At 63.3% G+C, this 24,030-nt stretch carries 21 protein-coding genes and 1 pseudogene; 9 read left to right on the top strand and 13 right to left on the bottom strand.

The features are described from left to right. Positions 1–38 precede the first annotated feature (38 nt). Entirely contained in the window at positions 39–1,394 is a 1,356-nt protein-coding gene (locus B5M41_RS23210) for a lipopolysaccharide biosynthesis protein (protein ID WP_134651299.1), read from the top strand. Continuing rightward, complete coding sequence (locus B5M41_RS23205; protein ID WP_134651301.1) at positions 1,391–2,548, top strand: glycosyltransferase family 4 protein; 1,158 nt, start codon at positions 1,391–1,393, stop codon at positions 2,546–2,548. Before B5M41_RS23210 ends, B5M41_RS23205 begins: the two co-directional genes overlap by 4 nt. Here B5M41_RS23205 and B5M41_RS23200 read toward each other — a convergent pair. Both B5M41_RS23200 and B5M41_RS23195 read right to left on the bottom strand, forming a co-directional pair. Continuing rightward, positions 2,461–3,951, bottom strand: coding sequence for a glucosamine inositolphosphorylceramide transferase family protein (locus tag B5M41_RS23200; protein ID WP_134651303.1), 1,491 nt, complete (start codon positions 3,949–3,951; stop codon positions 2,461–2,463). The genes B5M41_RS23205 and B5M41_RS23200 overlap by 88 nt on opposite strands. Further along, complete coding sequence (locus tag B5M41_RS23195; protein WP_134651305.1) at positions 3,951–4,826, bottom strand: GNAT family protein; 876 nt, start codon at positions 4,824–4,826, stop codon at positions 3,951–3,953. Before B5M41_RS23195 ends, B5M41_RS23200 begins: the two co-directional genes overlap by 1 nt. 175 nt (positions 4,827–5,001) lie before the next feature. On the opposite strand from B5M41_RS23195, the gene pncB reads away from it, so the two are divergent. The 6 genes from pncB to B5M41_RS23165 all read left to right on the top strand — a co-directional run bounded on the left by pncB (position 5,002) and on the right by B5M41_RS23165 (position 11,942). After that, complete coding sequence (gene pncB / locus B5M41_RS23190) at positions 5,002–6,306, top strand: nicotinate phosphoribosyltransferase (RefSeq protein ID WP_134651307.1); 1,305 nt, start codon at positions 5,002–5,004, stop codon at positions 6,304–6,306. A 198-nt stretch (positions 6,307–6,504) separates the two neighbouring features. Beyond that, positions 6,505–7,467: a galactofuranose ABC transporter, galactofuranose-binding protein YtfQ gene (gene ytfQ, locus B5M41_RS23185; protein ID WP_134651309.1), complete on the top strand. Its 963-nt coding sequence runs from the start codon at positions 6,505–6,507 to the stop codon at positions 7,465–7,467. 111 nt (positions 7,468–7,578) lie between these two features. Continuing rightward, complete coding sequence (ytfR, locus tag B5M41_RS23180; RefSeq protein WP_134651311.1) at positions 7,579–9,102, top strand: galactofuranose ABC transporter, ATP-binding protein YtfR; 1,524 nt, start codon at positions 7,579–7,581, stop codon at positions 9,100–9,102. Next, positions 9,099–10,124 (top strand): ABC transporter permease, encoded by a 1,026-nt coding sequence (locus B5M41_RS23175; RefSeq protein ID WP_134651313.1) that lies wholly within the window; start codon positions 9,099–9,101, stop codon positions 10,122–10,124. The genes ytfR and B5M41_RS23175 overlap by 4 nt, the downstream gene beginning before the upstream one ends. After that, on the top strand, positions 10,121–11,089 hold the full coding sequence (gene yjfF / locus B5M41_RS23170; RefSeq protein ID WP_134651315.1) for a galactofuranose ABC transporter, permease protein YjfF: 969 nt from the start codon (positions 10,121–10,123) through the stop codon (positions 11,087–11,089). The genes B5M41_RS23175 and yjfF overlap by 4 nt, the downstream gene beginning before the upstream one ends. 58 nt (positions 11,090–11,147) lie before the next feature. Further along, positions 11,148–11,942 (top strand): FadR/GntR family transcriptional regulator, encoded by a 795-nt coding sequence (locus B5M41_RS23165; RefSeq protein WP_134651317.1) that lies wholly within the window; start codon positions 11,148–11,150, stop codon positions 11,940–11,942. 26 nt (positions 11,943–11,968) lie between these two features. On the opposite strand, the gene B5M41_RS23160 is transcribed toward B5M41_RS23165, so the two are convergent. The 8 genes from B5M41_RS23160 to B5M41_RS23125 form a co-directional block, all read right to left on the bottom strand. Beyond that, positions 11,969–12,733, bottom strand: coding sequence for a triose-phosphate isomerase (locus tag B5M41_RS23160; RefSeq protein WP_134651319.1), 765 nt, complete (start codon positions 12,731–12,733; stop codon positions 11,969–11,971). 14 nt (positions 12,734–12,747) lie between these two features. Beyond that, the gene (locus tag B5M41_RS23155; protein WP_134651321.1) at positions 12,748–13,680 is read right to left on the bottom strand and encodes a sugar phosphate isomerase/epimerase family protein; all 933 of its coding nucleotides are present in this window, start codon (positions 13,678–13,680) and stop codon (positions 12,748–12,750) included. A 51-nt stretch (positions 13,681–13,731) separates the two neighbouring features. After that, a complete protein-coding gene (gene gph / locus B5M41_RS23150) occupies positions 13,732–14,415 on the bottom strand; it encodes a phosphoglycolate phosphatase (protein WP_167719359.1) in 684 nt (227 codons plus the stop codon). 9 nt (positions 14,416–14,424) lie between these two features. Continuing rightward, complete coding sequence (gene lpdA, locus B5M41_RS23145; protein WP_134651325.1) at positions 14,425–15,834, bottom strand: dihydrolipoyl dehydrogenase; 1,410 nt, start codon at positions 15,832–15,834, stop codon at positions 14,425–14,427. Between the two features lie 82 nt (positions 15,835–15,916). Next, positions 15,917–17,242: an acetoin dehydrogenase dihydrolipoyllysine-residue acetyltransferase subunit gene (locus B5M41_RS23140; protein WP_134651327.1), complete on the bottom strand. Its 1,326-nt coding sequence runs from the start codon at positions 17,240–17,242 to the stop codon at positions 15,917–15,919. Positions 17,243–17,255: 13 nt separating this feature from the next. Further along, positions 17,256–18,476: a transaldolase family protein gene (locus tag B5M41_RS23135; RefSeq protein ID WP_134651329.1), complete on the bottom strand. Its 1,221-nt coding sequence runs from the start codon at positions 18,474–18,476 to the stop codon at positions 17,256–17,258. A 22-nt stretch (positions 18,477–18,498) separates the two neighbouring features. After that, complete coding sequence (locus tag B5M41_RS23130; RefSeq protein WP_202402432.1) at positions 18,499–19,503, bottom strand: alpha-ketoacid dehydrogenase subunit beta; 1,005 nt, start codon at positions 19,501–19,503, stop codon at positions 18,499–18,501. A 21-nt stretch (positions 19,504–19,524) separates the two neighbouring features. Beyond that, on the bottom strand, positions 19,525–20,511 hold the full coding sequence (locus B5M41_RS23125; RefSeq protein WP_202402433.1) for a thiamine pyrophosphate-dependent dehydrogenase E1 component subunit alpha: 987 nt from the start codon (positions 20,509–20,511) through the stop codon (positions 19,525–19,527). A 440-nt stretch (positions 20,512–20,951) separates the two neighbouring features. Between B5M41_RS23125 and B5M41_RS23120 the strand changes: the two genes are divergently transcribed. Further along, complete coding sequence (locus B5M41_RS23120) at positions 20,952–21,863, top strand: MurR/RpiR family transcriptional regulator (protein ID WP_134651331.1); 912 nt, start codon at positions 20,952–20,954, stop codon at positions 21,861–21,863. Positions 21,864–21,904: 41 nt separating this feature from the next. Here B5M41_RS23120 and B5M41_RS23115 read toward each other — a convergent pair whose 3' ends face one another. The 3 genes and pseudogenes from B5M41_RS23115 to B5M41_RS23105 form a co-directional block, all read right to left on the bottom strand. Then, positions 21,905–22,606: an HAD family hydrolase gene (locus B5M41_RS23115; protein WP_160872922.1), complete on the bottom strand. Its 702-nt coding sequence runs from the start codon at positions 22,604–22,606 to the stop codon at positions 21,905–21,907. Between the two features lie 4 nt (positions 22,607–22,610). Continuing rightward, positions 22,611–23,486 (bottom strand): class II fructose-bisphosphate aldolase, encoded by an 876-nt coding sequence (locus B5M41_RS23110; protein ID WP_167719363.1) that lies wholly within the window; start codon positions 23,484–23,486, stop codon positions 22,611–22,613. Between the two features lie 293 nt (positions 23,487–23,779). Beyond that, a pseudogene (locus B5M41_RS23105) lies at positions 23,780–24,030 on the bottom strand (carbohydrate ABC transporter substrate-binding protein); the annotation flags it as partial.

The following is a 24,030-nucleotide window of genomic DNA, read 5'->3' as shown; positions in this document are numbered from 1 at the left end:
AAGGGATTTCCTAAAGTCATACAACCGAAGGATAGACGATGAGCCAGCGCCCGATGCTTTCCCTCCATGTGCTCGCCGGCAAGGGCGTGGCCGCAGGCGTGGTGAAGCTCGCGAGCGCCGCCCTCACCTTCACGGTTTTCGTCGTTGTCGCCGCCACCATGGACGAGCGTCAGTTCGGCCTGTTCAGCACCGCCTATGCCGGCGCAAGCCTCGTCTCCTTTTTCTCGCTCGCCGGCCAGCATGCCGCCGTCCTGCGCTTCTGGCCGCAATATGCCGGAAGCCGTGACGACGGCCGCGCCAACACAATGATGGCTCTGTCCATCCGCATCACGGCGGCCGCCGTCGCCGTCGCGGCTCTCGTGGTTCTGGCGGCAAGCGCGCTTCCGCTCTCGCTTGGCCCCGAATGGCCGGCGATCATGGCAGCGACCGCCCTTCTTGCGGCGGCACTCGGCTGGTCGGAATTCAGCGCCTGCGCCATGCGTGCAAAAGGCGCCGTCGTCAGCAGCCTGCTGCCGCGGGACGTCGTCTGGCGCGTCCTGAGCATCTTCGTCTTTGTCATCGCCGGGCGCCTCGCGACGGACATGACCGCGGTCACCGCCCTCTGGCTGACCGCCCTGCTGCTCATTGCCAGCGTCCTGCCCCAGACGGTGACATTGCTGCGTGACACGCTGCAGGTGCCGCAAACCCCTCTCAGCGCCGGAGAGGCCGCTGAATTCCGCGCTGTGTCTCTGGGCTTGTGGGGCGTCACCGCCCTGCCGCCGGCCCTTGGGCAGGCAAGCACGCTCGTCGTCGCAGCGCTGCTCGGCCCGGAAACGGCAGGCGCGGTCTTCGTGGCCGATCGCATCACGCGCCTTGCGGCACTTGCGCTGAACGGCATCAACCAGGCGGCCGCACCGCAGATCTCCGCCGCTTTCCATGCCGGCGACCGGGTCCATGTGCAGCGCATAACCGGCCTCGTCGCCATGACCGGCTTTGCCGCCGCACTCGCCGTGCTTGCGGCGCTCGTCGTCGCAGGCAGCCCGATACTGGCGCTCTTCGATCCCGCCTACGCCACCCCGGCCATGCATGGCGTGCTGGTCATTCTCGGGCTCGGCGTGCTCGTCGGCACCGCCTGCGGGCCAACGGAACTCACCATGCAGCTGACGGGCCTGCAACGCGAACTCTTTCGCACGCTCGTCGTCGCGAACGGCCTTGGGCTTGCGGTGACCGCCGCGCTTGCCCTCACCCACGGACCGGCGGGTGCTGCGATCGGCATGGCCGGCACGACAGCGCTTTGGTGCCTCGCCGGCGCCAGCATCACCCGCCGCAAGATCGGCGTCGATCCCTCCATCCTCGGTTTCCTCCCAGGACGGCGGCACCTCGCCCTCCGCACAACCCAGAAAGGCCGGCCATGAAAATCCTCCAGGTCCAGACGCAGGCGGAAGCCGCCGGCGCGCAACGCATTTCCGATATGGTGGGCGAAGGGCTTCGAGCCCGCGGCCATGACGTCCGCACGGTCTTCCTGTATCGCAAGACCGCCGTCTATGACCGCGATCCCCATGCCGACTTCATCCTCATGCACCCGCCGCGTGGCGTGCTTGAGCAGGTGCTGGCGGTGCTCGGCCTCATCGACCACGTGCGCAAGATCAGGCCCGATGCCGTCGTGTCCTTCCAGCATTACGGCAATATCGCTGGAACGCTTGCCGCTCGGCTCTGCGGTGTAGGGGCCATCGTCGCCAACCAGAGCGGCGCACCCCAGGGCCGCGGCCTGCGTGGCTTGCTCACGCAGGTCGACAAGCTCATGGGCATGGCCGGTATGTATCACGTCAACATCGTGAACTCCGCTTGGACCGAAGCACAGTTCGCCGCCTTTCCCGCTGCCTACCGCAAGCGCCTGAAACGAATCGATCACGGTGTGCCCGCGCCGGCGCGGCTGCCGGCCAGGAAGCGGGCGCGCGCGGCGTTCGGACTGCCAATTGGCGTTCCGCTCGCGATCTCGACCGGCCGGCTGGCGCCTTCGAAGAACCACACCGCCCTTGTGGGGGCGCTAGCGATGCTTCCGCACGTGCATCTTGCCATCGCCGGCACGGGTCCGGAGAAGGAAATGCTCCTCGCGCTTGCCGCGCGGCTCAATGTGCAAAGCCGCCTCCATCTCGTCGGCGAACTCTCCCCTGCTGGCATCCACGACTTTCTCGCGGCGGGCGATGTCTATGCCTTTTCATCGACGACGGAGACGTTTGGCCTTGCGGTCGTGGAAGCTGCCATCGCCGGGCTGCCGATCGTGTCGAGCGACCTGGACGTGCTGCGCGAGGTTCTGACCACAGCCGATGGACGCCCGGCTGCGCTGTTCGTGCCGCCGGATGCCGACGGAATCGCGGCCGGCCTTGCGCAGGTCTTCGCAAATCCCGCACTCGCTGCGACGCTCGCGAGGGCCGGGCGCCAGTTACGGGAACAGTATTCACCCGCAGCCATGTGCGCAGCCTATGAAGCCCTGTTTTCGAACAACGGCTTTCGAACCGGCACGATCCCGTCGATCACCTCGAGCGGACCAGAGCGGTTGAGCGTGTGAATGCGTGGATAGGGCCAATCCCCGTCGGCAACGATGGGGTGTGGTGGTGAAAGATGAACGGTATCGCTGTCGAGTAAGAGCAGTTCCGACAATCCCAGCCCCCCGCCATAGCCCAGCGTGCCATCCTGAACCGGCAGGAATAACCGCCCCGCCCGGTCGCGCACGAAAGCGCCGCCCGGCCGCGCCCGCCGGCGATCGATCAGGATCGGGTTCAGCGGGTGCGGCCACCAGGGGCCGGCAAGCGCCTCGGCCTCGAAAACCACGAGCGTATCGGATGTGCTGCCGAAGCCGTCCCTGTCCGTTGCGAAAAGCCACAGCCGTCCACCGTGTGCGAGCAGGGTCGCGTCGGATATCTCACCTTCGGCGAGAACAGCCTCCGCCCGCCAGTGATCCGGGAAGGCCTCGGCGCGGTAAAGGGTGAGCTTCCCGCTGGCGCTCGCCTCCGGCAGCATCCAGATCGCCCCATCCCGCGTGAACACCTGGGGATAGGACAGGTGGTGCGGTTCTTCCAGAACCACACGGGCCGACTGTGGAATGCCGGCCGCGTTGAACGGCACGACGGATATCACCGCCTTGGCGGCTGCGTGCAGATAATCCTCGACGAAGAGGAAGGCGCGGTCCTGCCAATGGAAGACGAAGGGATCGGCATAAAAGCGATCTCCCGCATCCGCAAGCAAGGTCCATCCAGTCCCGAGCCTGCCGGTATCGGCCACGCCGGGGCCGTCATGGAAACGATAGCCGACCTGCCAGTGCGCCTGCCGGAAGCGAAGCCGCCGCCAGGCCTCCCGGCCAAGGCGCGGCAGGGCGCTCGTCAGATAAGCAGGCAGAAGCCGATGGTCTGCTTGGAGCGGGGCGATGGCTTCGAGCCGGTCGAGCCGGTCTGCTGCAAACGCCTCCACCGCCGACACCAGCGCCGTTATCGCTCGGGCAAGAACATCCTCCACCCCAAGCGACGCGGCTTCGCGCCGGTCGATCATCGGCCAGGCCCTGCCGACGACGTGCGCGCCATCGAGCACCACGTCCAGCACCGGTAGCCGGCCTGCCGCAACCAGCGCCGGGACGGCGCGAGCGTCGTATGCGCCATCAAACCGCAATGCGAGGGTTGGCGCGTCCCGCACGGGTGCATGTCCGGCAAGATCGACGCGCAGGTTCGTCGCGACATGCGGAACGCCGCGCATAGGCGGGTCGATCTGTGATGCCAGCGCCCGCGCGCGTCGGCGGAAAAGCCGGTGTTCGAGTGCAAGCGTACCGTTCGCCCAAGCCGGCCACCCGTCCGCAACGGGATCAAGGGCGACAGCCACCGCATGCCCGGCCGCCGTCAGGCGCTCGATCAGGACTTCATGCCAGTACTGCGCGCCGCGGGCCGGAACAATGACATCGATCGCAAGGCGCCGGCCGCTCATCAGGCGTCGAAGACCGCGAATTCCGTGAACGCAAGGTCACCCGGCCAGGGTGGATTGGGCCCTTTCGCATATTTGGGTCCAACACCGGCAAAATAGCGCCCCGTCAGCCCCGGCACAGGTCCGCAGGCATCGACAACGGCGAAGAACAGCCCCTTGCGCGCGAGATGACGCCCGAGCGCATGGGCGCATCGGCTTAGATCCGCATGCGAGCGGCAGTAGATGACCTGGCTGCATGGAATGAGGCCGCGCAACACGCGTCGCGGCTTGAGAACGAAGGGGTAAGCATCGTCTCCGTCCAGACAGACGACCGAATCGCAGCCGAGGGCGGCATGGTCGAGCAGGAGGGTGCGGTCTTCTTCCGGCAGTCTGTCGAGTTCCGCGAGCCCCGGCCGTGCAACGACCGCGCGGATCGCCCCCGTCGCCCGGCTGAGGAGCGGCACAAAGGCCTGCTGCCCCTCAGCAAAACGGCGGAACCGCAATGCCTCTGTCACCTTCAGCGTCACGGGCGCCGGCGTGATCGACAGAAAGGTGACATCCCGGCGGCGCATTGCCGTCATGATGAGCTTTCCCGCATAGGAGCGGAACTCCTCGTCCACCGCCCAGCTCGAGAGGTTGCAGCGAATGGCATCGCCCGGATGGCGAAAGTACAAAGCCAGCAGCACGCCAACGACACGGCCTTCGCAATCCAAGAGATAGCCGTAGCGCGGCAGGTCCTGCACGGCGGCACAGCCTGACATGCGTTCAAGCGCCCCCTCCCAATGGCGCTGCGACCGCTCGGGAAATCCGCGCCGAAGGCAATCGATAACGCCTGGCCAATCCGCCTCTTCGATCGGGCGGCAGACGAGACCTTCGGGAAGCGGACCCAACACGCTCATGCAGCCTCCAAGATGTGATTCTTTCGATTGAGGACGATGCGAAAATACAACCAAAAGAAAATGTGCAAGTCAAATGCACAACCGGAAGAATGCGCATCAATCTCCACCCACTTGCCATGCCTTCGCCGATCGGGAAGGTTGGTCGCAGTCAGACGAAGCATTCTCAGGAGCCGGCATGGCCGTTACCGACATCGCAACCCGCACCTACGATCATAATTTCCGGCTCGATCCGATCGTGCGCAGCCTGCTGGATACGGATTTCTACAAGCTCCTGATGCTCCAGATGATCCGCCGCCAGTATCCCGAGGTCCACGCCACCTTTTCACTGATCAACCGGACGAAGAGCGTGCGGCTCGCCGACATCATCGACGAAGGCGAGCTTCGTGCGCAGCTCGATCACGCCCGTGAAATCCGCTTTACCAAGAAGGAGTTGATCTGGCTTGCCGGCAACAGCTTCTACGGCAAGGCGCGGATGTTCGGACCTGATTTCATCGCCTGGCTTGCCGATTTCCGCCTGCCGGAATACGACCTGCACAAGGTGGACGGCCAGTACGAGCTGCATTTCGACGGGCCGTGGACGCACACGACCATGTGGGAAATCCCGGCGCTCGCCATCATCAACGAGCTGAAGTCCCGCGCGGCCATGCGCGGGCGCGGCCGCTTCACGCTCGATGTCCTCTATGCTCGCGCCAAGGCGCGGCTGTGGGAAAAGGTGGAGCGGCTGGCGAAGCTGCCGGATCTCGTCATTTCCGACTTCGGCACACGGCGCCGGCACGGCTTTCTCTGGCAACGCTGGTGCGTGGAAGCCCTGAAGGAAGGGCTCGGGGATCGCTTCATCGGCACGTCGAACGTGCTTCTCGCCATGGATGCCGACCTCGAGGCGATCGGCACCAATGCGCATGAATTGCCGATGGTCGCGGCCGCGCTGGCCGACGGCGACGAGGCGCTGGCGCGTGCCCCCTATCAGGTTCTGGAGGACTGGCGGCAGCATTATAACGGCAATCTCCTGATCGCCCTGCCCGACGCCTACGGCACCGCGGCCTTTCTCGCCAACGCGCCGGACTGGGTCGCGGACTGGACCGGTTTTCGCCCCGACAGCGCGCCGCCGATCGAAGGCGGCGAGCAGATCATCGACTGGTGGCGCGCCAGGGGGCGCGATCCGCGCAAGAAGCTGCTGATCTTCTCCGACGGCATGGATGTCGATACGATCGAGGAGACCTACCGGCATTTTCACGGGAAGGTGCGCATGAGCTTCGGCTGGGGCACCAATCTCACCAACGATTTCCGCGGCTGCGATCCGGACGGCGGAACCGGGCTCGACCCGATCTCCCTGGTCTGCAAGGTCACAAGCGCCAACGGCCGTCCCGCCGTGAAGCTTTCCGACAATCCCGCCAAGGCGACCGGCGACCCGGCCGAGATCGACCGCTACCGCCGCGTCTTCGGCATCGACCGCCAGACCGCGCGGCCAGTCGAGGTCTAGCCGACCGCGCCAGAAGCATCACTGCGGCCCGGCACTTATCGCCCTGGAACGCTTGGCGCGTCTACCGGGAATGTCCCGCCATTCGGATTACCCTTCCGTGAAAAAAGTGCCGGCAAGCGGATTTGCCGGTTTACAATAGTAATACAATATGATGTTTTATCGACGCTGCTGAGGAGCAGCTTTGTTTGGGAGGAAATCATGAAGTTCAAATTCGCACTCGCAGGTGCCACGATTCTGGCTGCATCGGTCTTCAGCGCGGCTTCCGCGTCCGCGATGACCGTGGGCTTTTCGCAGATCGGTTCCGAATCGGGCTGGCGCGCCGCAGAAACCACACTGACCAAGCAGCAGGCTGAAAAGCGCGGCATCGACCTCAAGTTCGCCGATGCCCAGCAGAAGCAGGAAAATCAGATCAAGGCCCTGCGCTCGTTCATCGCGCAGGGCGTCGATGCCATCCTGGTCGCGCCTGTCGTCGCCACCGGCTGGGACGAGGTGCTGCAGGAAGCCAAGGACGCAAACATCCCGGTCGTTCTGCTCGACCGCACCATCGACGCGCCGAAGGAACTCTACCTGACCGCCGTCACGTCCGACCTCGTGCATGAAGGCAATGTCGCCGGCAAGTGGCTGGTCGACACGGTTGCCGGCAAGCCGTGCAACGTCGTCGAACTCCAGGGCACGACCGGCTCCTCGCCGGCCATCGACCGCAAGAAGGGCTTCGAAGAAGCGCTTGCCGGAAAAGACAACCTGAAGATCGTTCGCAGCCAGACCGGTGACTTCACCCGCACCAAGGGCAAGGAAGTCATGGAAAGCTTCCTGAAGGCCGAAGACGGCGGCAAGAACATCTGTGCAGTCTACGCGCACAATGACGACATGGCCGTCGGCGCCATCCAGGCGATCAAGGAAGCCGGCCTGAAGCCGGGCACCGATATTCTCGTCGTGTCGATCGACGCGGTTCCGGATATCTTCCAGGCCATGGCCGCCGGCGAGGCGAACGCCACCGTCGAACTGACGCCGAACATGGCCGGCCCGGCCTTTGACGCGCTCGATGCCTTCATCAAGGACGGCAAGGAGCCGCCGAAGTGGATCCAGACGGAATCGAAGCTCTACACCCAGGCTGATGATCCGATGAAGGTCTACGAAGAAAAGAAGGGCCTCGGCTACTAATCCCTATCGGTCCTGCGCCCGGCCTCGGACGGCCGGGCGCACGCCACCGCTTTGCCTGCCGACGCGCGTCTTGTTACGCTGCGGCCGGTTTCTGTCATACGGGTCGGGATCATGCAGTCGGTCAGTTCCTATGTTCTATCGGCGACGGGGATCGACAAGATCTTCCCAGGTGCCAGGGCGCTCAACGGCGTCGATTTCTCGCTCGCGCGCGGTGAGGTCCACGCCCTTCTGGGTGAAAACGGCGCCGGAAAATCCACGCTCATCAAGTGCCTGACAGGCGCCTACCGGCGCGATGGCGGTCGTATCCTGCTCGATGGCGTCGATGTTGATCCGCACAACACGCTGGAAGCGCAGAAGCTCGGCATCGGCACGGTCTACCAGGAAGTGAACCTGCTGGCGAACCTCACGGTTGCCGAAAACCTGTTCCTCGGGCGTCAGCCGCGCCGTTTCGGGCTCGTCGACGCGCGCGCGATGAACAAGCAGGCCCGCGCCCTGCTTTCCGAATACGACCTCGACATCGATGTGACGGCGGAGCTTTCAGCCTTCTCCGTCGCCGTCCAGCAGGTCATTGCGATCGCCCGCGCCGTCGATCTTTCGGGCAAGGTGCTCATCCTCGACGAACCGACGGCCAGCCTCGACACGCACGAAGTCGCGATGCTGTTTCGCATCGTGCGCCGCCTCAAGGAGCGCGGCCTCGGCATCATCTTCATCACGCACTTCCTCGAACAGGTCTACGAGATCTCGGACCGCATCACCGTTCTGCGCAACGGCCAGCTGGTCGGTACACGCGAGACCGCGGCGCTGCCGCGCCGCGAACTCATCGCCATGATGCTGGGTCGCGAACTCGTGCAGGAAGTCGGAGAAGCGAAGCACAGCGAGACGAAGGCGCCCGGCGAAGCGCGCTTCCGCTTCCGCAGCTTCGGCCGGAAGGGACATATCCAGCCGTTCGACCTGGACGTCGCATCCGGTGAGGTCGTCGGCATTGCCGGCCTGCTCGGCTCCGGCCGCACGGAGACGGCGGAAATCCTGTTCGGCGCCGAACGCGCTGACAGCGGTACGGCGCAGGCCGATGGCCGCACGCTCGATCTTTCCTCACCGCGCGCGGCGATCCGCGAGAAGTTCGGCTTCTGCCCCGAGGACCGCAAGGTCGATGGCATCGTCGGCGACCTCTCGGTGCGCGAGAACATCGTGCTGGCGCTGCAGGCGCGGCGCGGCTGGGCACGGCCGATCAGCCGAAGCGAGCAGGACAGGCTGGCCGACCACTACATCAAGGCGCTCGACATCCGCACGAGCGACCGTGAGAAGCCCATCCGGCTTCTGTCCGGCGGAAACCAGCAGAAGGCCATCCTGGCCCGCTGGCTGGCGACCAATCCGGAATTCCTGATCCTGGACGAGCCGACGCGCGGCATCGATGTCGGCGCCCACGCGGAAATCATCCGCCTTATCGAGACCCTCTGCGAGAACGGCATGTCGCTGATCGTCATATCCTCCGAACTGGAAGAGCTGGTCGCCTATTCGAGCCGCGTCCTCGTGCTGCGAGACCGGGCACATGTGGCCGAGCTGACGGGTGAAGAGGTCACCACGAACGCCATCATCGAGGCGATCGCCTCCGCGCATGAAGGGAGACCGGCATGACGGGCACGCTCAAGGCCTATGCCGTCAGGCTGTTTCCGCAGGTCGCGGCGCTCGCCATCATCCTGTTCATGGTGTCGCTCGCCTTCCCGGGCTTCTTCAAGCTGTCGTTCCAGAACGACCGTCTCTACGGCAGCCTCATCGATATCCTGAACCGCGGCGCACCGGTCGCGCTGCTGGCCATCGGCATGACGGTGGTGATCGCGACAAAGGGCATCGACCTTTCCGTGGGTGCGGTCATGGCGATCTGCGGCGCGGTCGCGGCCGCCTCCATCACCGCCGGCCATTCGCTCGCCTTCACGCTCGCCGTGACGATCTCGACAGGTATCCTGTGCGGCCTGTGGAACGGGGTGCTCGTCGCCGTGCTCGATATCCAGCCGATCATCGCGACGCTGGTGCTCATGGTGGCGGGACGCGGCATCGCGCAGCTCATTACCGAAGGCGCGATCCTCACCTTCAATCATCCGGGCCTGATCTTCATCGGCAGCGGCTCGCTGTTCGGCCTGCCGATGCCGGTCATCATCTGGTTGGGCTTCGGGCTGATCGTCGCGCTGCTCGTCCGGCGAACGGCGCTCGGCATGTTGATCGAGGCCGTCGGCGTCAACCGCCGCGCCTCGCGCCTTTCCGGTGTCTCCACCGGTGTCCTGCTCATCGCCGCCTACATGCTCTCTGGCCTCTGCGCCGCCCTGGCCGGCATCATCGCGGCCGCGGATATCCGCGGCGCGGATGCCAACAATGCAGGCCTGTGGCTCGAGCTCGACGCCATCCTCGCGGTGGTCGTCGGCGGCACATCCCTGCTCGGGGGGCGTTTCAGCATCGCCGCCTCGCTGCTCGGCGCGATGATCATCCAGTCGATCAACACCGGCATCCTGCTCTCGGGCTTCCCGCCGGAATTCAACCTCATCATCAAGGCGGCGATCATCGTGCTGATCCTGGTCATCCAGTCCCCGCGCGCGCAATCGGCCTTCATCTGGCTGTCGCGCGCCCGCGCCACCGAGCCCACGAAGGGGCAGGAGGCGAAATGAACCCGCGTTACCTTCCGCTCACCGCGACCGTCGCGATCTTCCTCATCGCCTATGCCGTCTGCATCGCACAGTACCCCAACATGCTGTCGACCCGGGTGATCGGCAACCTGCTGACGGACAACGCCTTCCTCGGCATCGCAGCCGTCGGCATGACCTTCGTCATCCTCTCCGGCGGCATCGACCTGTCGATCGGCGCGGTGATCGCGTTCACCGGCGTCTTCCTCGCCGTGCTGCTGCAATCGACCGCGATCCACCCGCTCGTCGCCTTCGCCCTGGCGCTGATCATCACCACCGCCTTCGGCGCGATCATGGGCGCGATCATCCATCATCTGGAAATGCCACCATTCATCGTCACGCTGGCGGGCATGTTCCTCGCCCGCGGCATGGCCTTCGTGCTTTCCATCGATTCGATCCCGATCAAGCACCCGTTCTATACGACACTGAAGAGCTTCTATTATGTGCTTCCCGGTGGCGGGCGCCTGACACTGATCGGCGGGCTGATGCTCGTTGTTTTCCTTGTCGGCATTCTGATCGCCCACCGCACCCGCTTCGGCGCCGACGTTTATGCGCTCGGCGGCGGCACCGCCACGGCGCGGCTCATGGGCGTGCCGATCGGCCGCACGACCATCCTGATCTACGCTCTGTCGGGGTTTCTCGCCGGCCTGTCGGGCATCGTCTTCTCGCTCTACACGTCGGCCGGCTATTCGCTGGCGACCGTCGGCGTCGAGCTTGACGCCATTGCGGCCGTGGTCATCGGCGGCACGCTGCTGACGGGCGGCTCGGGCTTCGTCGCGGGCACGCTGATCGGCATCCTCATACAGGGGCTGATCCAGACCTACATCACGTTCGACGGCTCGCTTTCGAGCTGGTGGACCAAGATCCTCATCGGCCTGCTACTCTTCGCATTCATCCTGCTGCAGAAGGCCCTGATCCTCCTGTCCGATCGAAAGAGACGCCATGCCTGACGTCAAACAAAAGGCGGCGGCTATTGCGCAGGGCGACCCCGAAAGAAGGGGATAGCACATGGTCCGCCGCAAGGGAGTGCTGGATACGGTCATCACGGGCGCGGGTGTGCGCACAAGCCATTGGCAGGTGGTGAACGCCCTCGGCAAGGCGATCATCGCCGGGGAGTTCCCCGTCGGCGCCACCCTTCCCGGCGACGCCGAACTGGAGGCGCGCTTCGAGGTTTCCAGAACCGTGCTGCGCGAGGCCATGAAGACGCTGGCTGCCAAAGGCCTCGTCGTGCCCCGCGCCCGCATCGGCACACGCGTGACGCCGAAGAGCCAGTGGAACCTCTTTGACGGCGATATCCTCACCTGGCATTTCGCCGTCGGCGTCGACGAGAATTTTCTCCTGCACCTGAGCGAGATCAGGCTCGGCTTCGAGCCGCATGCGGCCGCCCTCGCCGTACGCCATGCCTCCGAGGCCGATATCATCCAGATGATGCATCTGGCCGTCGCCATGGGCGATCCCAGCCACACCCCCGAGACGATGGCGATCGCCGACCTGCGCTTCCATCTGAGCGTCATGGAGGCCTCGCGCAACCCCTTCATGCGCACGGTGGGAAGCCTTATCGAGGCCGCCCTTGCCGGCGTCTTCGAACTGAGCTCGCCGGCAACTGCGGATATCCGTATCACCGACGTGTCGTCGAGCCATATCCGCATCGTGGAGGAAATTCGGCGGCGGGACGAGGACGGCGCACGCCGGGCCATGGAAAACGTCATCCTCGTTGGCCGCAACCGCATACTCGGCGCAATGCACGCAGCGCCGCAGGAAGAGAATCGCGAAAACGATGCTTCCGCATTGAGTTCTGACTGACGCTGCGCGGGGGACCGCTCTTCCCTTCAGACTGTGCTGGCAACCCGGCTGAGGATGTCCAGATAGCCTTCGACAGTCCAGGCCGAGCGTCCGATGAACAGTCCGTCGATATGGGCCTGCGACACGAGTTCCGCGCAGTTGGCCGGATTGACGCTGCCACCATATAGCAACGGCAGACGACGGCCCATGGCCTCTTCGACGACCGCGCTGATCCTCTCGTGACGGGCATTGGCATAGTCCATCGTCGCAGGGATGCCGTTCACTCCGATCGCCCATACCGGTTCATAGGCGATAAGGATTCGCACCTGCTTTTCCGCCGGAGTGAGCAAAGCTAGAGCCGCCGTTACCTGACGTGCCAGCACTTCGTCCGCCTGCCCAGCCTCTCGTTCGGCAAGCGTCTCGCCAACGCACACGAGCGGGATCAGGCCGTGGCGCACCGCTGCCGCAGTTTTGCGGCCAACCGCCTCATCTGTCTCGTTGAAGAACTCACGACGCTCGCTATGCCCGATCTCGACAAGGTCTGCATTGCAGTCCTTCAGCATGACCGGCGAGATCTCGCCGGTCCAAGCCCCACCGTCATCCCAGTGCATATTCTGCGCACCGACCTTCACGCTGGTCTGCGCAAGGCGGCTCTTTACCTCCCTGATGGCAGTGAATGCGGGCAGGATGAAGCGTTGAACATGCCGCGCGCGTTCACCATCCGCCGCCTTGAGGCCGTCTGCGAAAGCCAACGCCTCCGCAAGCGTCTTGTTCATTTTCCAGCTTGTGCCGACCCAGAGCGATTTTGTCATGTGTTCTTCCTTCCTCAGCCGCGAAAACCGTTCATGCCGGTGTCGATATGCGGTTCCCAATAGGCGACCGATTCCCGGATCATCTCGACGACACGGCCATCCGTCGGTTCGCGTTCGCGAAACGACAGCTCCATGCAGATCTCGTTGTCCGTGCCGCCGGCCTCCTTGACGGTACGGATCAGTTTCTCCGGCTGGATGCGGCCGTCCTTGTTGTGTTCGGCGGTGAAGGGCCAGTGCCCGCCCTTGTTCATGGAGGACTGCTTGACATGGATGATCGGTGATTCCTGCGGGAACGCCGCCGCCCAGGCATAGGGGTCGATATCATCCGGATTCGAGGAGGTCACGTCGCCGTGGTCGATGTCCACGATCATGCGGAACGGTATGGCGAAACCCGCGCTAGCGAGCCGCCGGTCGAGCGTGCGGCAGGCGGCAATCGTCTGGCCAAACTCACGGCCAACCGACATCGGCTCCCAGAAGATGTATTTGAGCCCAGCCGCCTTGCCCTGTTCCGCCACGGCCTTCCAGCAATCGAGGACGGTTTCGATCAGTTCCTGCCGTCGCGCCTGGTCGTTGTAATCCTTCTGCGTGAAGACCGCGAACTGTGAGCCCATGCCGTCCGCACCCAGTTCTCCGGCAATGTCTGCCAATGTGCGGAACCATTCGAGATAATAGGCGCGCACATCGGGGTCGGGATGGCCGAAATGGTTCAGGCGGCCGTAGGTGCTCGTCATGACGGATGTGACCCGCACGCCGGTGCGGTCCAGCGCGCGGCGGAAGGCACGAACACGACGCGTGATGACGGAGGCCGGCCAGGATGGATTGATGAACTCCGGGGTCAGCTGGATATGACCGATGCGGATTCGCTCGGCGATCGTCTCGATGAGATCGTCAACGTCGGCGAACCGGTTGACCAGCGGATTGGTGTTGAGCGACAGCCTCAGCGGCATTTTCTTCTCCCCAAGAGTTGTGCGGTGCCGGCTCCGGCCGGCATCAGGATGTCAGGTTGCCGCCGCTTGCTCCGCCTGAAGCGAGGCGATGGCATCGGGCAGTTCGGCGAAGGTATCGATGAGCCGGTCGGCGCCGAGATCGTCCAGCGGCGTTTTCGTGTAGCCGTAGGTCAGCGCGATCACCGGCACGCCGGCCGCCTTGCCGGTTGCTATGTCGACCTCTGAATCGCCGACGAACAGGATGGGATGCCCGCCACCGGCCGCCGCCGCGGTTTCCGTCAGATGGCGGGGGTCCGGCTTGCCGACGCCGAAAGTATCCGGCCCTGCCACCACCGCGAAGTGGCGCGAGAGGCCGAGATGATCGACGATCTGCCGGGCGAAGCGCTCCATCTTGTTGGTGCAGACCGCCATCCGCCACCCCTCACCCGCAAGACGTTCCAGCACGGTCTCGACATCGGCATAGGGCCGTGTCTCCTGCGCGGCGCGTGCGCCGTAGATCTCCGTGAAGCGCTTGACGGCGGCAGCGCCGGTGTCGTCCTGCCACTCGACGCCGCGTTCGGCCAAAGCCCGGCGCACCAGGTTGGGAATACCGTGGCCGATCAGCCGGCGCGCGGTTTCGACACCGATCGGCGCCAGCCCCCTTTCTTCCATCAGCGTGTCGAGAGACCCTGCCAGGTCCGGTACGCTGTCCACCAGCGTGCCATCGAGATCGAAAACAATCGTGCCTTTGCTCATGTCCATCCTCTATGCGTGAATCGCGCGTGAATCGGAGGCCAGCGTAGCCTCATGCAGCGCTTCCGACAGCGTGGGATGGGGAAATATCGTGTGGAGAAGATGCTCGCCCGTCGCGCCCATGGTCAACGCGAGAGAAAAGACCGGCACGAGTTCGCTGACCGAGGGACCGATCATGTGCGCGCCGACGAGTCGACCGCTCACCTTGTCGAACAGGACTTTGACGAAACCGTCTGTTTCGCCAATGGTCACCGCCTTGCCGTTTCCGCGAAAAGCGAAGCGTCCGATATCGACGACCAGCCCTTTTTGGAGAGCGGCCTCTTCCGTCAGACCAATAGAGGCGACCTGTGGCGCGGCGAAAATGCAGGACGGGACCGGTCCCATGGCAGCGTGCGGTCCACGACCCGCGATCGCCTCGACACAGCGCACACCCTCATGCTCGGCCTTGTGCGCCAGCATGGGCGGGCCCGCGACGTCGCCGATGGCGTAAAGCCCGGCAATGTTGGTCCGGCCGGCCGCATCGGCAGCGATTGTGCCGTTGCGCAGGGCGACCCCAAGCTTCTCCAAGCCAAGCCCATCGACATTTGCCACGACACCCGCGGCGGAAAGAAGCTTATCGGCTGTGATTTCACGAGGACCATCGGGATCGCTGAAGCGCACAGTCACGCCGGCCACATCGGACGACACCTGCGAAATTTCAACGCCGGTCAAAACCTCGATCCCGCGCTTGCGCAGGGACTTGCTCATCTGCTCGGCCACCTCGGCGTCTTCCTGCGGCAGGATACGAGCCAGACGCTCGATCAGCGTCACTTTCGCGCCCAGCGAACTATAGAGGCTTGCAAATTCCACACCGATGGCGCCACCACCCACAATGGCAATGGACGCCGGCAGCACCGCAGGCGTCATCGCATGATGATAGGACCAGATGCGTTCGCCGTCGGGAACGATGCCCGGGAGGCGGCGTTCGGAGGCGCCAGTGGCGATGATGATATGTGCCGCATCGTAATCGCCGGGTGCAAGCGTGCCCTTCGGCGCTTCGCCCTCACCGGCCGTGACGCGCACCATGCCGGGCGCCAGGATTTCGGCGGCACCCCAGATCACGTCGACCTTGTTCTTGCGCAGCAGGAATTGCACACCGGTATTTAGCTGGCCCGCGACCGTGCGCGAGCGCGCGACAACAGTGGGAAGATCGACGGAGGGCGTTTCGCTTCGAATGCCGAAGGATGCCGCATGACGAGCCTCATCCAGAAGGGCTGCAGAATGGAGCAGCGACTTCGTGGGAATGCAGCCCCAGTTCAGGCAGATGCCACCGAGATGCCGGCGCTCGACAACCGCCGTCCTCAGACCCAGCTGCGCCGCACGAATGGCCGCGACATAGCCGCCCGGCCCCGCGCCGATCACAATGACATCATAGGCCGGCATGCGGCATTCCTTTCGAGGGATATTGGCTCGACGCGGCCACGCACCAGGGAGAGGTGCGTGGCACGGCCGGGAGGCGAAGCGCTCAGCTAGCGCTTCGAATGGTCTGCGACACGAGCCGGCCGACGAGCGGGGCGGCTTCGAGCTGCGGCAGGTGGCCGACCTGTGGAAGGCGGTGCAACCCCACATGCGCGGGCAATGCATTGCTGTGTTCTGCCGGAATGATCCGGTCCTGCTCTCCAACGATAACGCGAGCCGGGCCGCCGAAACGGTTGAGGGCATCACGCACGGAGAAGAGCTGTGTGCTTCCCGCAAAGACACCGGCGGCAAGCCGTGTCTGGTTCGCCACCATACCCGTTCCTTCGCGACCGGAGAGTGTCGCGCGGACCAGGACGCCCGGCAGGCTCGCCGGCTCGTGGACCAGAAGGCCGAGCCAGGCCTGAAGTGCTGCCTCGCTGTCGGCAGACAGGAACCCGCTCACATAGTCGCCGTTGATCTTGGGTCCGAGGCCGGCCGGCGCAATCAGCGTCAGCGACCGCACGTCGAAGTCACCACCACCGGCGATTGTCGTGGCGACTGCCGCGCCGAGCGAATGGCCGACCAGATGCAGCCGCTCGATCTTCTCGGCAGCTAGCGTGGCGCGCACGACGGCCACAAGATCGTCGAAGCTGTCGGCCGATGCATTCGCCGCGCCACCGTGACCGGGAAGGTCGATCGCGAGGATCGGATTGGCCACGCTGATATGGCCGATGAACGACCGCCAGGCGGAAAGCTCGGCTCCGAAGCCGTGAACGAACAGCACCGGATCTCCCACACCGGCTTGCAGCGTCTTGAGGACGCTGCGGCCGCTTGAAGCCGTCGAAGCGGCGCCGCCGAAGTTGACGAGCGTGCCCGAGCCGGAGGAGCGCTTGAATGCCTCCACATCGCGCTTCACCACAGCACCGCGCGGACCGGAGCCGGACACCCGGGCGATATCGATGCCGGCGGAAGCGGCAATCCGTCGGGCAAGCGGCGAGGAACCGCCGGTACCCGATTTCAGGTAGGCCGTCTCGTTTTCACGAACGGACTCTCGCGGGAAGACGGCGATATTCTCCTTGGCAGTTTCCACAATGGACTGGGCATCTTCGCCGGAGAAAGCTGCGACAGGAGTGGTGGCGGCTTCGAGCTTCTCGCCCTCGTCGCCGACCATCATGAGAGGTTCAAGAACAACACCCATGTCGCCGACATTATAGCGTATTTCGAGGATCGTACCCGTCTCGAAGGCCTCGACCTCGAAGACCGCCTTTTCGGATTCGACCTCGGCGACGATGTCGCCCTTTTTGACCTTGTCGCCGACCTTCACGAGGATCGCCGTGATCTTGCCTTCGGTCAGGTCCTGACCGACCTGTGGCATCAGAATGGGACGTGCCATGACGGTTCTCCTCTCAGGCCACGCGACGGTGGAGCGTTTCGACCGACTGCGCGACGAAATCCACGGTCTTGCGGGTGGCGGCTGCGAATTCAGCAGCCGTTGCGGCGAAGGCGCCAAAGCGTGAGAACTCCTCCGGCTTCATGCCGTCGAATTCATAGGCCTGGCGGAAATAGGGAATGCGCAGCAGTTTCTCGATGAGCTCCGGCGACGCGTCCGTATCGATTGCGGTGGGATCGAAATCCGGTAGCCGGTCCTCGGCCCTCATGAGTTGCGTAATGTAGCCCGGCGGGCAGGTATAGACGAAGTCGCCGCCGGCGATCAGCGCAATATGGCCGCTCGATGCCTTGCCGCCCTCGCCTTCGTCCTGCACGCGCATGGAGCATTGCAGCATCTTGCTGGGATGGTTGCGCTCCTTGCCGTAGCGATAGGCTCGCTTCAGCACCGCCATTTCGCCAAGCAGAATTTCCTCCGGCGAAAGCGAAATACCGCGCGCATCGGCCTGAGCCTTGAGGTCGCCCACATTCCCGAGACGGGACGACATATGGGTGATCACCGAGCGCCATTTCGACAGATCGACACCCGCTGCCCTTGCCCGCTCAAGACCGCGTGAGACGGCGTCCATGCAGGCGATATATTGCGGAACGGTGAAGGACGTCGTGTTGTTGGTGGAGATGCCGTGGGCCGTCAGTTCCTCGATGACCTCGTAGCCTTCCTTCGAACCGGGGATCTTCACCATGACGTTCGGCGCAATCTCTGCAAGCTGGAGCCCCTGCTCCAGCATGCGCGCCTTGTCCGTGACGAAGCGTGGATCCACCTGGCCGGAGACATAGCCGTACTTGCCGCCCGATGTATCGAAGACCCTGCGGATCATCGCCGCGCCGCGGCGCACGACATCGAGATAGACCGCCCAGTAGATATCCTCGACATCATCGGCATTGCGTGTCGATCCGATCCTGCGGATCTCGTCCGCCCAGAAGGCCGGATCGGCCTGGATCGCCTGGAGCGAAAGCGGCGGATTGGTCGTGACGCCACGAAAGCCCATCGTTCCGTCACGTGCAGCGGTTTCCGCATCGAAGAGACGCGTCAGCTGCGCCTCCCATTCTGCCCGCTTTCCAGCAGGCGCATCCTCCAGGACGGCGGCTTTCCAACCCTCGTAGATCAGGGGTGAGGAATCCCACCAGATTTCACAGTCCGGATTTGTGGCCGCGAGCTTTTCCAGCACATGCAAGGACATGGTCGTCTCCCGATCTCTCTTCTCACTCAGCGGCCTGCGCCAGCGGCTTCGAATGAAGCGTGCGGCGCACGGCAAGCACGATGTCGTCCACCTGTGGAACGCTTGCCTTTTCAAGCTCAAGGTTGAACGGGATCGGTATGTTGAGACCGGCGACGATCTCGATTGGCGCGTCCAGCTGGTAGAACGCCTCCTCCTGAATGATGGACGCGATATCAGAAGCGACGCCGCCGCGACGCACGGCCTCTTGAACGATGACGGCACGGTTGGTCTTGGCGACCGAGCCAAGGATCATATCCTTGTCGAGCGGCACGAGCGTGCGCGGATCGATCACCTCTGCATCGATGCCCTCGGCCGCTAGTCTCTCGGCTGCTTCCAGCGTCCGCGGGATCATGTTTGACCAGGCGATCAGCGTCACGTCCTTGCCCGGGCGCTTGATATCGCCCTTGCCGAACTCGATGACGTGCTCGCCATCGGGAACGAGGCCCTTCGTCATGTACAGATGCTTGTGCTCCAGGAACATCACCGGATCGGGCTGCCGCAGCGCATATTTCAAAAGACCCTTCGCATCCGCCGGCGTCGACGGCATGACGACCTTCAGACCGGGAATATGATAGAACAGCGCCTCGAGGCTCTGCGAATGCTGTGCCGCTACGCCGCCGCCCGTCCCGCCCTGCGTGCGCATGACGAAGGGAACCCGACCGTCGCCGCCGGTCATCAGACGGAACTTGGCGGCCTGGTTGACGATCATGTCCATACCGAGCATGGCGAAGTCGATATAGAGAATTTCCACGATCGGCCGGGCACCGGCAATGGCCGCGCCCACGCCGACGCCGATCATGCCGGCTTCGGCAATCGGCGTGTCACGCACGCGCTTGGGACCGTATTTCGACAGCAAGCCTTCCGTAACCTTGTAGGAGCCACCGCGTTCGGCAATACCTTCGCCGATGATGAAGACGGTGCTGTCGCGTTCCATTTCCTCGTCGATCGCCTCGCGCAGCGCATCGCGGTACATGATTTCTCTGGCCATGGTATGATCCTCCCCGTCTGCTCAGTAGGCTTCGACGAATTCGTTGAACTCGGCGAGCGTGATCTCACGGCTCGCCTTGGAGAATTCGACGGCATCCTCGAATTCCTGCTTGATCTCGTTTTCGATCGCTTCGATTTCGGCCTGGTCGAGACCGACGATCTCGACGAGAGCATTGCGCGCGCGATCGACCGGGTCGCGCTCCTTGTAATAGGCCAGCGTGTCGGCCGGCATATACTTGCCGGGATCGTTCACATGGTGGCCCATGTGGCGGTAGGTCTTCGCCTCGATGAGGATCGGACCTTCTCCACGGCGGCACTTTTCAACCGCATCCTGCATAAGGTGATAGACGGCGAGTGAGTCATTGCCGTCGACCTGATGGCTCTCCACGCCAATGGCGAGGCCGCGCTTGTAGAGATCGACGTCGCGCGTGGATTCCTCGATGCGGGTGGAGACCGCATACTGGTTGTTCTCGACGACGAGCACGTAGGACAGGTTCCAGATCGCCGCCAGATTGAGCGATTCCAGGAACGTGCCGTTGTTGGAGGCGCCGTCCGTCGAGAAGGTCACCGTAACGGCGTCGTTACCCTTGATCTGGTTGGCGAGCGCCGCACCGACGCCGAGCGGCGTACCGGCGCCCACGATGCCGTTTGCCCCGAGATTACCGGCCCTGATGTCGGCGATGTGCATGGAGCCGCCGTAGCCGCGGCAGTAACCGGTCTCCTTCTGCAGGAGTTCGGCCACCATGCGCTTCACATCGGCGCCCCACGCGATGCAGTGGCCGTGCCCGCGGTGGGTCGAGGCGATGAAATCCCCCTCCTGCAAGGCCGCGCACACGCCGGTCGCGATGCCTTCCTGCCCGAGATAGGGATGGAAGTATCCACGGATCAGCCCCTGACGATAGAGCTTGATGCCTTCGGACTCGAAGACACGGATTTTGTAGGCCGTCCTGAAAAGTTTTTCCAGAAGCTCCCGCGAGGGTGCATTCGCCTTCTGAGCCTGCGCTGCCATGGATTTCTCTCTCCCCGATATGAAGATCGCTTGTCGATGAATGGCGTTCTAACATCCGAAAAACACGTTGTCGAGAAAATTTTCTTCATAAATGAAAGCGCTGAATTCAGCAGGGAAATCTCTCGTCAACAGATGACGAGCAACCAAAACCATTGTTTTTTAATGGCTTTTTATGTCATGCGGGATCGCAGACAAAAAATGGAGTAAAACTTCTGCCTTGTGCGGCCTGCGAAGCCAGCAGAGAAATCCAGCAAAAAGTAAAATTCTTTCCACAATCTGACGGGCGTGTTTATGGCGCAGCAAAACGAGCGATCACGCGGTGAGCTTTTCGCTGCACGTACCGGCTTGAAAAGCAGAGAGTAAACTTTTCTTCCTCAGGCGATAGTGCTACCAATGTTCAGCAGACCTATCGGCCGCGGCCGGCACCCTGGATTGAAGTCATGACTGATGCTCGACCTTTGAGCGACCTTAAGCAGAGCGACCTTCTGGAGCGGATTCAGGAACGCTATGGCACGCTCAGGAAATCGGAGCGCATCGTCGCGGACTTCCTGCGGGAAAATGCCGGACGGCGTCTCGATTCATCCATTACGGAACTCGGCCGCACGCTTGGCGTCTCGGAAGCCACGATCAGCCGCGTAAGCCGGGCGCTTGGCTATGACGGCTATTCGGACATGAAGCTGTCGCTTGCCGAGGGCGCACGCGCACGTGCGAGCTTCGTCAACCTGCCGCTCGAGATCGAAGATACGGACTCCCTGATCAGCACATCGAGCAAGCTTGCCAATCTTCTGATTGCCGGCGTAGACGGCACGCAGCGCATGCTGGACGCCCACAGGCTCGAGCAGGCCGTGGAAGCGTTGCGCAATGCGCGCAAGATCGTCTTCGTCGGCGTGGGTGGTGCGGCGGCGATCTGCGACGAGGCCGCCCATATGTTTATGAAGGCGGGCTTCGAGGCCACCAGTCTCCGCGACGGCTATACCCAGACGATCGTCGCCGCGACGATGACCGAGAAGGACGTGATGGTCGGCATCTCGCATACCGGCACCACCGAGACGGTAACGGACGCGTTGCATCTGGCACGTGAGAGAAAGGCAACGACGATTGCCATCACGAGCAATGTCGGATCGGATGTCGGGCGCGCCGCCGATGTCGCACTGACTACCTGGAGTGCGGGGCAGCAGCTCGTGCCGCTACACGGCGACTTTCTGGAAGGACGACTCAGTCAGCTGTTTTTGATCGACTTGCTTTATGTCGGCACGATCTTCCGTGCGGGCGAAGAACCGGCCAAGGCGTTGAAGGTCACAGGCGAGGCTCTCGAAAAGCGCTATCGGCATAAAAGCGGAAAAGCCGGCTGAACGAATCCGCCGGCTTGAACCACAGATCGGAATGCCAATTTTCAGGCGTCGATGAGTGCGCGGCAGAACGAGATATCGACGTTTCCTGCATCCAGATCATCCACGACCCGGTCAGCGAGCGAAAAATCCTCCTCGCCGGTATAGGACGAGATCGTCACGACGCAGTGCATGCCGGCCGCCTTGGCCGCGCGCAGCCCGTTGTTGCTGTCCTCGATTACCACACAATTGCTCGGATCGAGCCCGAGCGTCCGCGCGGCGAGATTGTAGATATCCGGCGCCGGCTTCTTGGCGGCGACCATGTCGCCCGCGAAAACTGTAATCTTCCTGGACCGTTCAGGTCCGAGCATCACATCGACCACCGCCTGGACGGCCTTCTCGTTCGATGTCGAGCAAACCGCGAGCGTGATACCGCTTGCAATGGCCTCGTCAACGATGCGCGCGATGCCGGGCCGAAGCGGCAGGCCGCCCTCCTCGATCAGTCGCATGAAGATCGCGGTCTTGCGCTTGTGGATCGTCGAAATCAACGCGTCCCGGTCCTCGGTGCCGGCGGGCCAACCCGTCTCATCGAAATGCCGCCGCATGCGTTCCTTGCCGCCAGCGGTCAGAAGCAGTTCGCCATAGCGCTCGACCGACCAGACGCAGTCTATGCCGAGTTCGGCAAAGGCCTCGTTGAAGGAAACGCGATGCCCGTCGCGCTCGGTGTCTACGAGAACGCCGTCGCAATCGAAAATAAGAGCCTGCATCGGTTCACGCCCCCGCCGCATGCGCGGCCTTGCCGGCCGATCCAAAGATGCGGATCATGTCAACGACGTCCTTCTTCATGGCGTTATATTGCCCGACGATGAAAGGGAGCGGCTCTTCCAGCTTGGGCTTTTCCGCACGCACGCCGATAAAGCCTTCGATGAAACGATGTTTGTGCATGGTCGAGATGTTGACCTTCGCGCAGCCGCCGGCAATGCAGCGGTCGAATTGGTCCTGGCTGAGCCCCGTCCCGCCATGCAGCGCAATCGGCACGGAAATCGATTGCGTGATGCGCTCGAGAAGATCATAGGCGATCTTCGGCTGCCCTTTGTAGAAACCATGTGCCGTCCCGATGGCGGGCGCGAAGACTGCGAGGTTCGGCATGTCCTTCACGAAGGCGAGGCATTCGTCGTAGTTGGCGAGGATCGCGGCATCCTCCGCCACGAACTTGTCGTCCTCGACGCCACCGATCGCGCCGATCTCCGCCTCCAGCCCGACGCCGGCCTGTTCGGTCATGCGGTAGATTTCCTCCGAGCGCGCCTTGTTTTCGGCAAAGGGCAGCGAGGAACCGTCGAACATGACCGACGACCAGCCGGCATCGATACAGCGACCGATCACATCCGCATCACTGCAATGGTCTAGATGAAGCGCCACCGGCACATCGACATCATCCGCCAGCATGCGCACCCAGGTGGCGATCGGCTTGTAGCCCCAGTGCTTGATCGTCTTCACCGAGACCTGCACGATAATCGGCGCATCCAGCTCCGCCGCGCCCTCGATGATCGAGCGCACGCTGTTGTAGTCGATCATGTTGAAGGCGGCGATGCCGTAGCGGGCCGCCTGCGCGCGCTTCAGCATCGGACCCATTGTGACGAATGCCATGACTTTCACTCCACCTGCCGGTTTTCGCCGCCTACGCCACGCGACGAAGCAGCACTATCGCTACAGTCTCCCTAGCAAGAAGATGTATTCATGTAAATTATTTTCTTGGATGGCATTGCGAAAAATCATTTGCTTCGCGCAGTTTAGCGCATCACTCAAAGAAGCCGCGACGCGATGCGCTCTCAACAGCCCGATCAATCTTCAAAATCATGAAATATTTTTTACTTCACCGCCACGACATGCAAACGGCCGGTGCGTGCCCGGCCGTCGCATGGTCTCAAAGGAAGAAAACCTCACTTCTGCCAGGATTTGACGAGTTCGTCGTAGTTTACGGTGAGGGGTTTTTCCTTTTCGTTTTCGATCTTGAGCTGTGGAGCGAGGTTGCCCTTTGCGACGGCGTCCTTGTTCCAGTATTCGAGATCGTGCTCTTCGGCGAGCTTGGGGCCCATGTCGCCCTGGACGCCGGCGCGTTCGAGGCGTTCGAGCACCTTCTCCTGCTCGGCGCACAGCGAATCCATCGCCTCCTGCGCGCTCTTGGCACCCG

The organism is Shinella sumterensis (assembly GCF_004514425.2).
In the GTDB taxonomy this organism is placed as follows: Bacteria; Pseudomonadota; Alphaproteobacteria; order Rhizobiales; family Rhizobiaceae; genus Shinella; species Shinella sumterensis.
The sequence above is the reverse complement of the archived record's forward strand: the minus strand, read 5'-3'. Positions and strand labels throughout refer to the sequence as shown.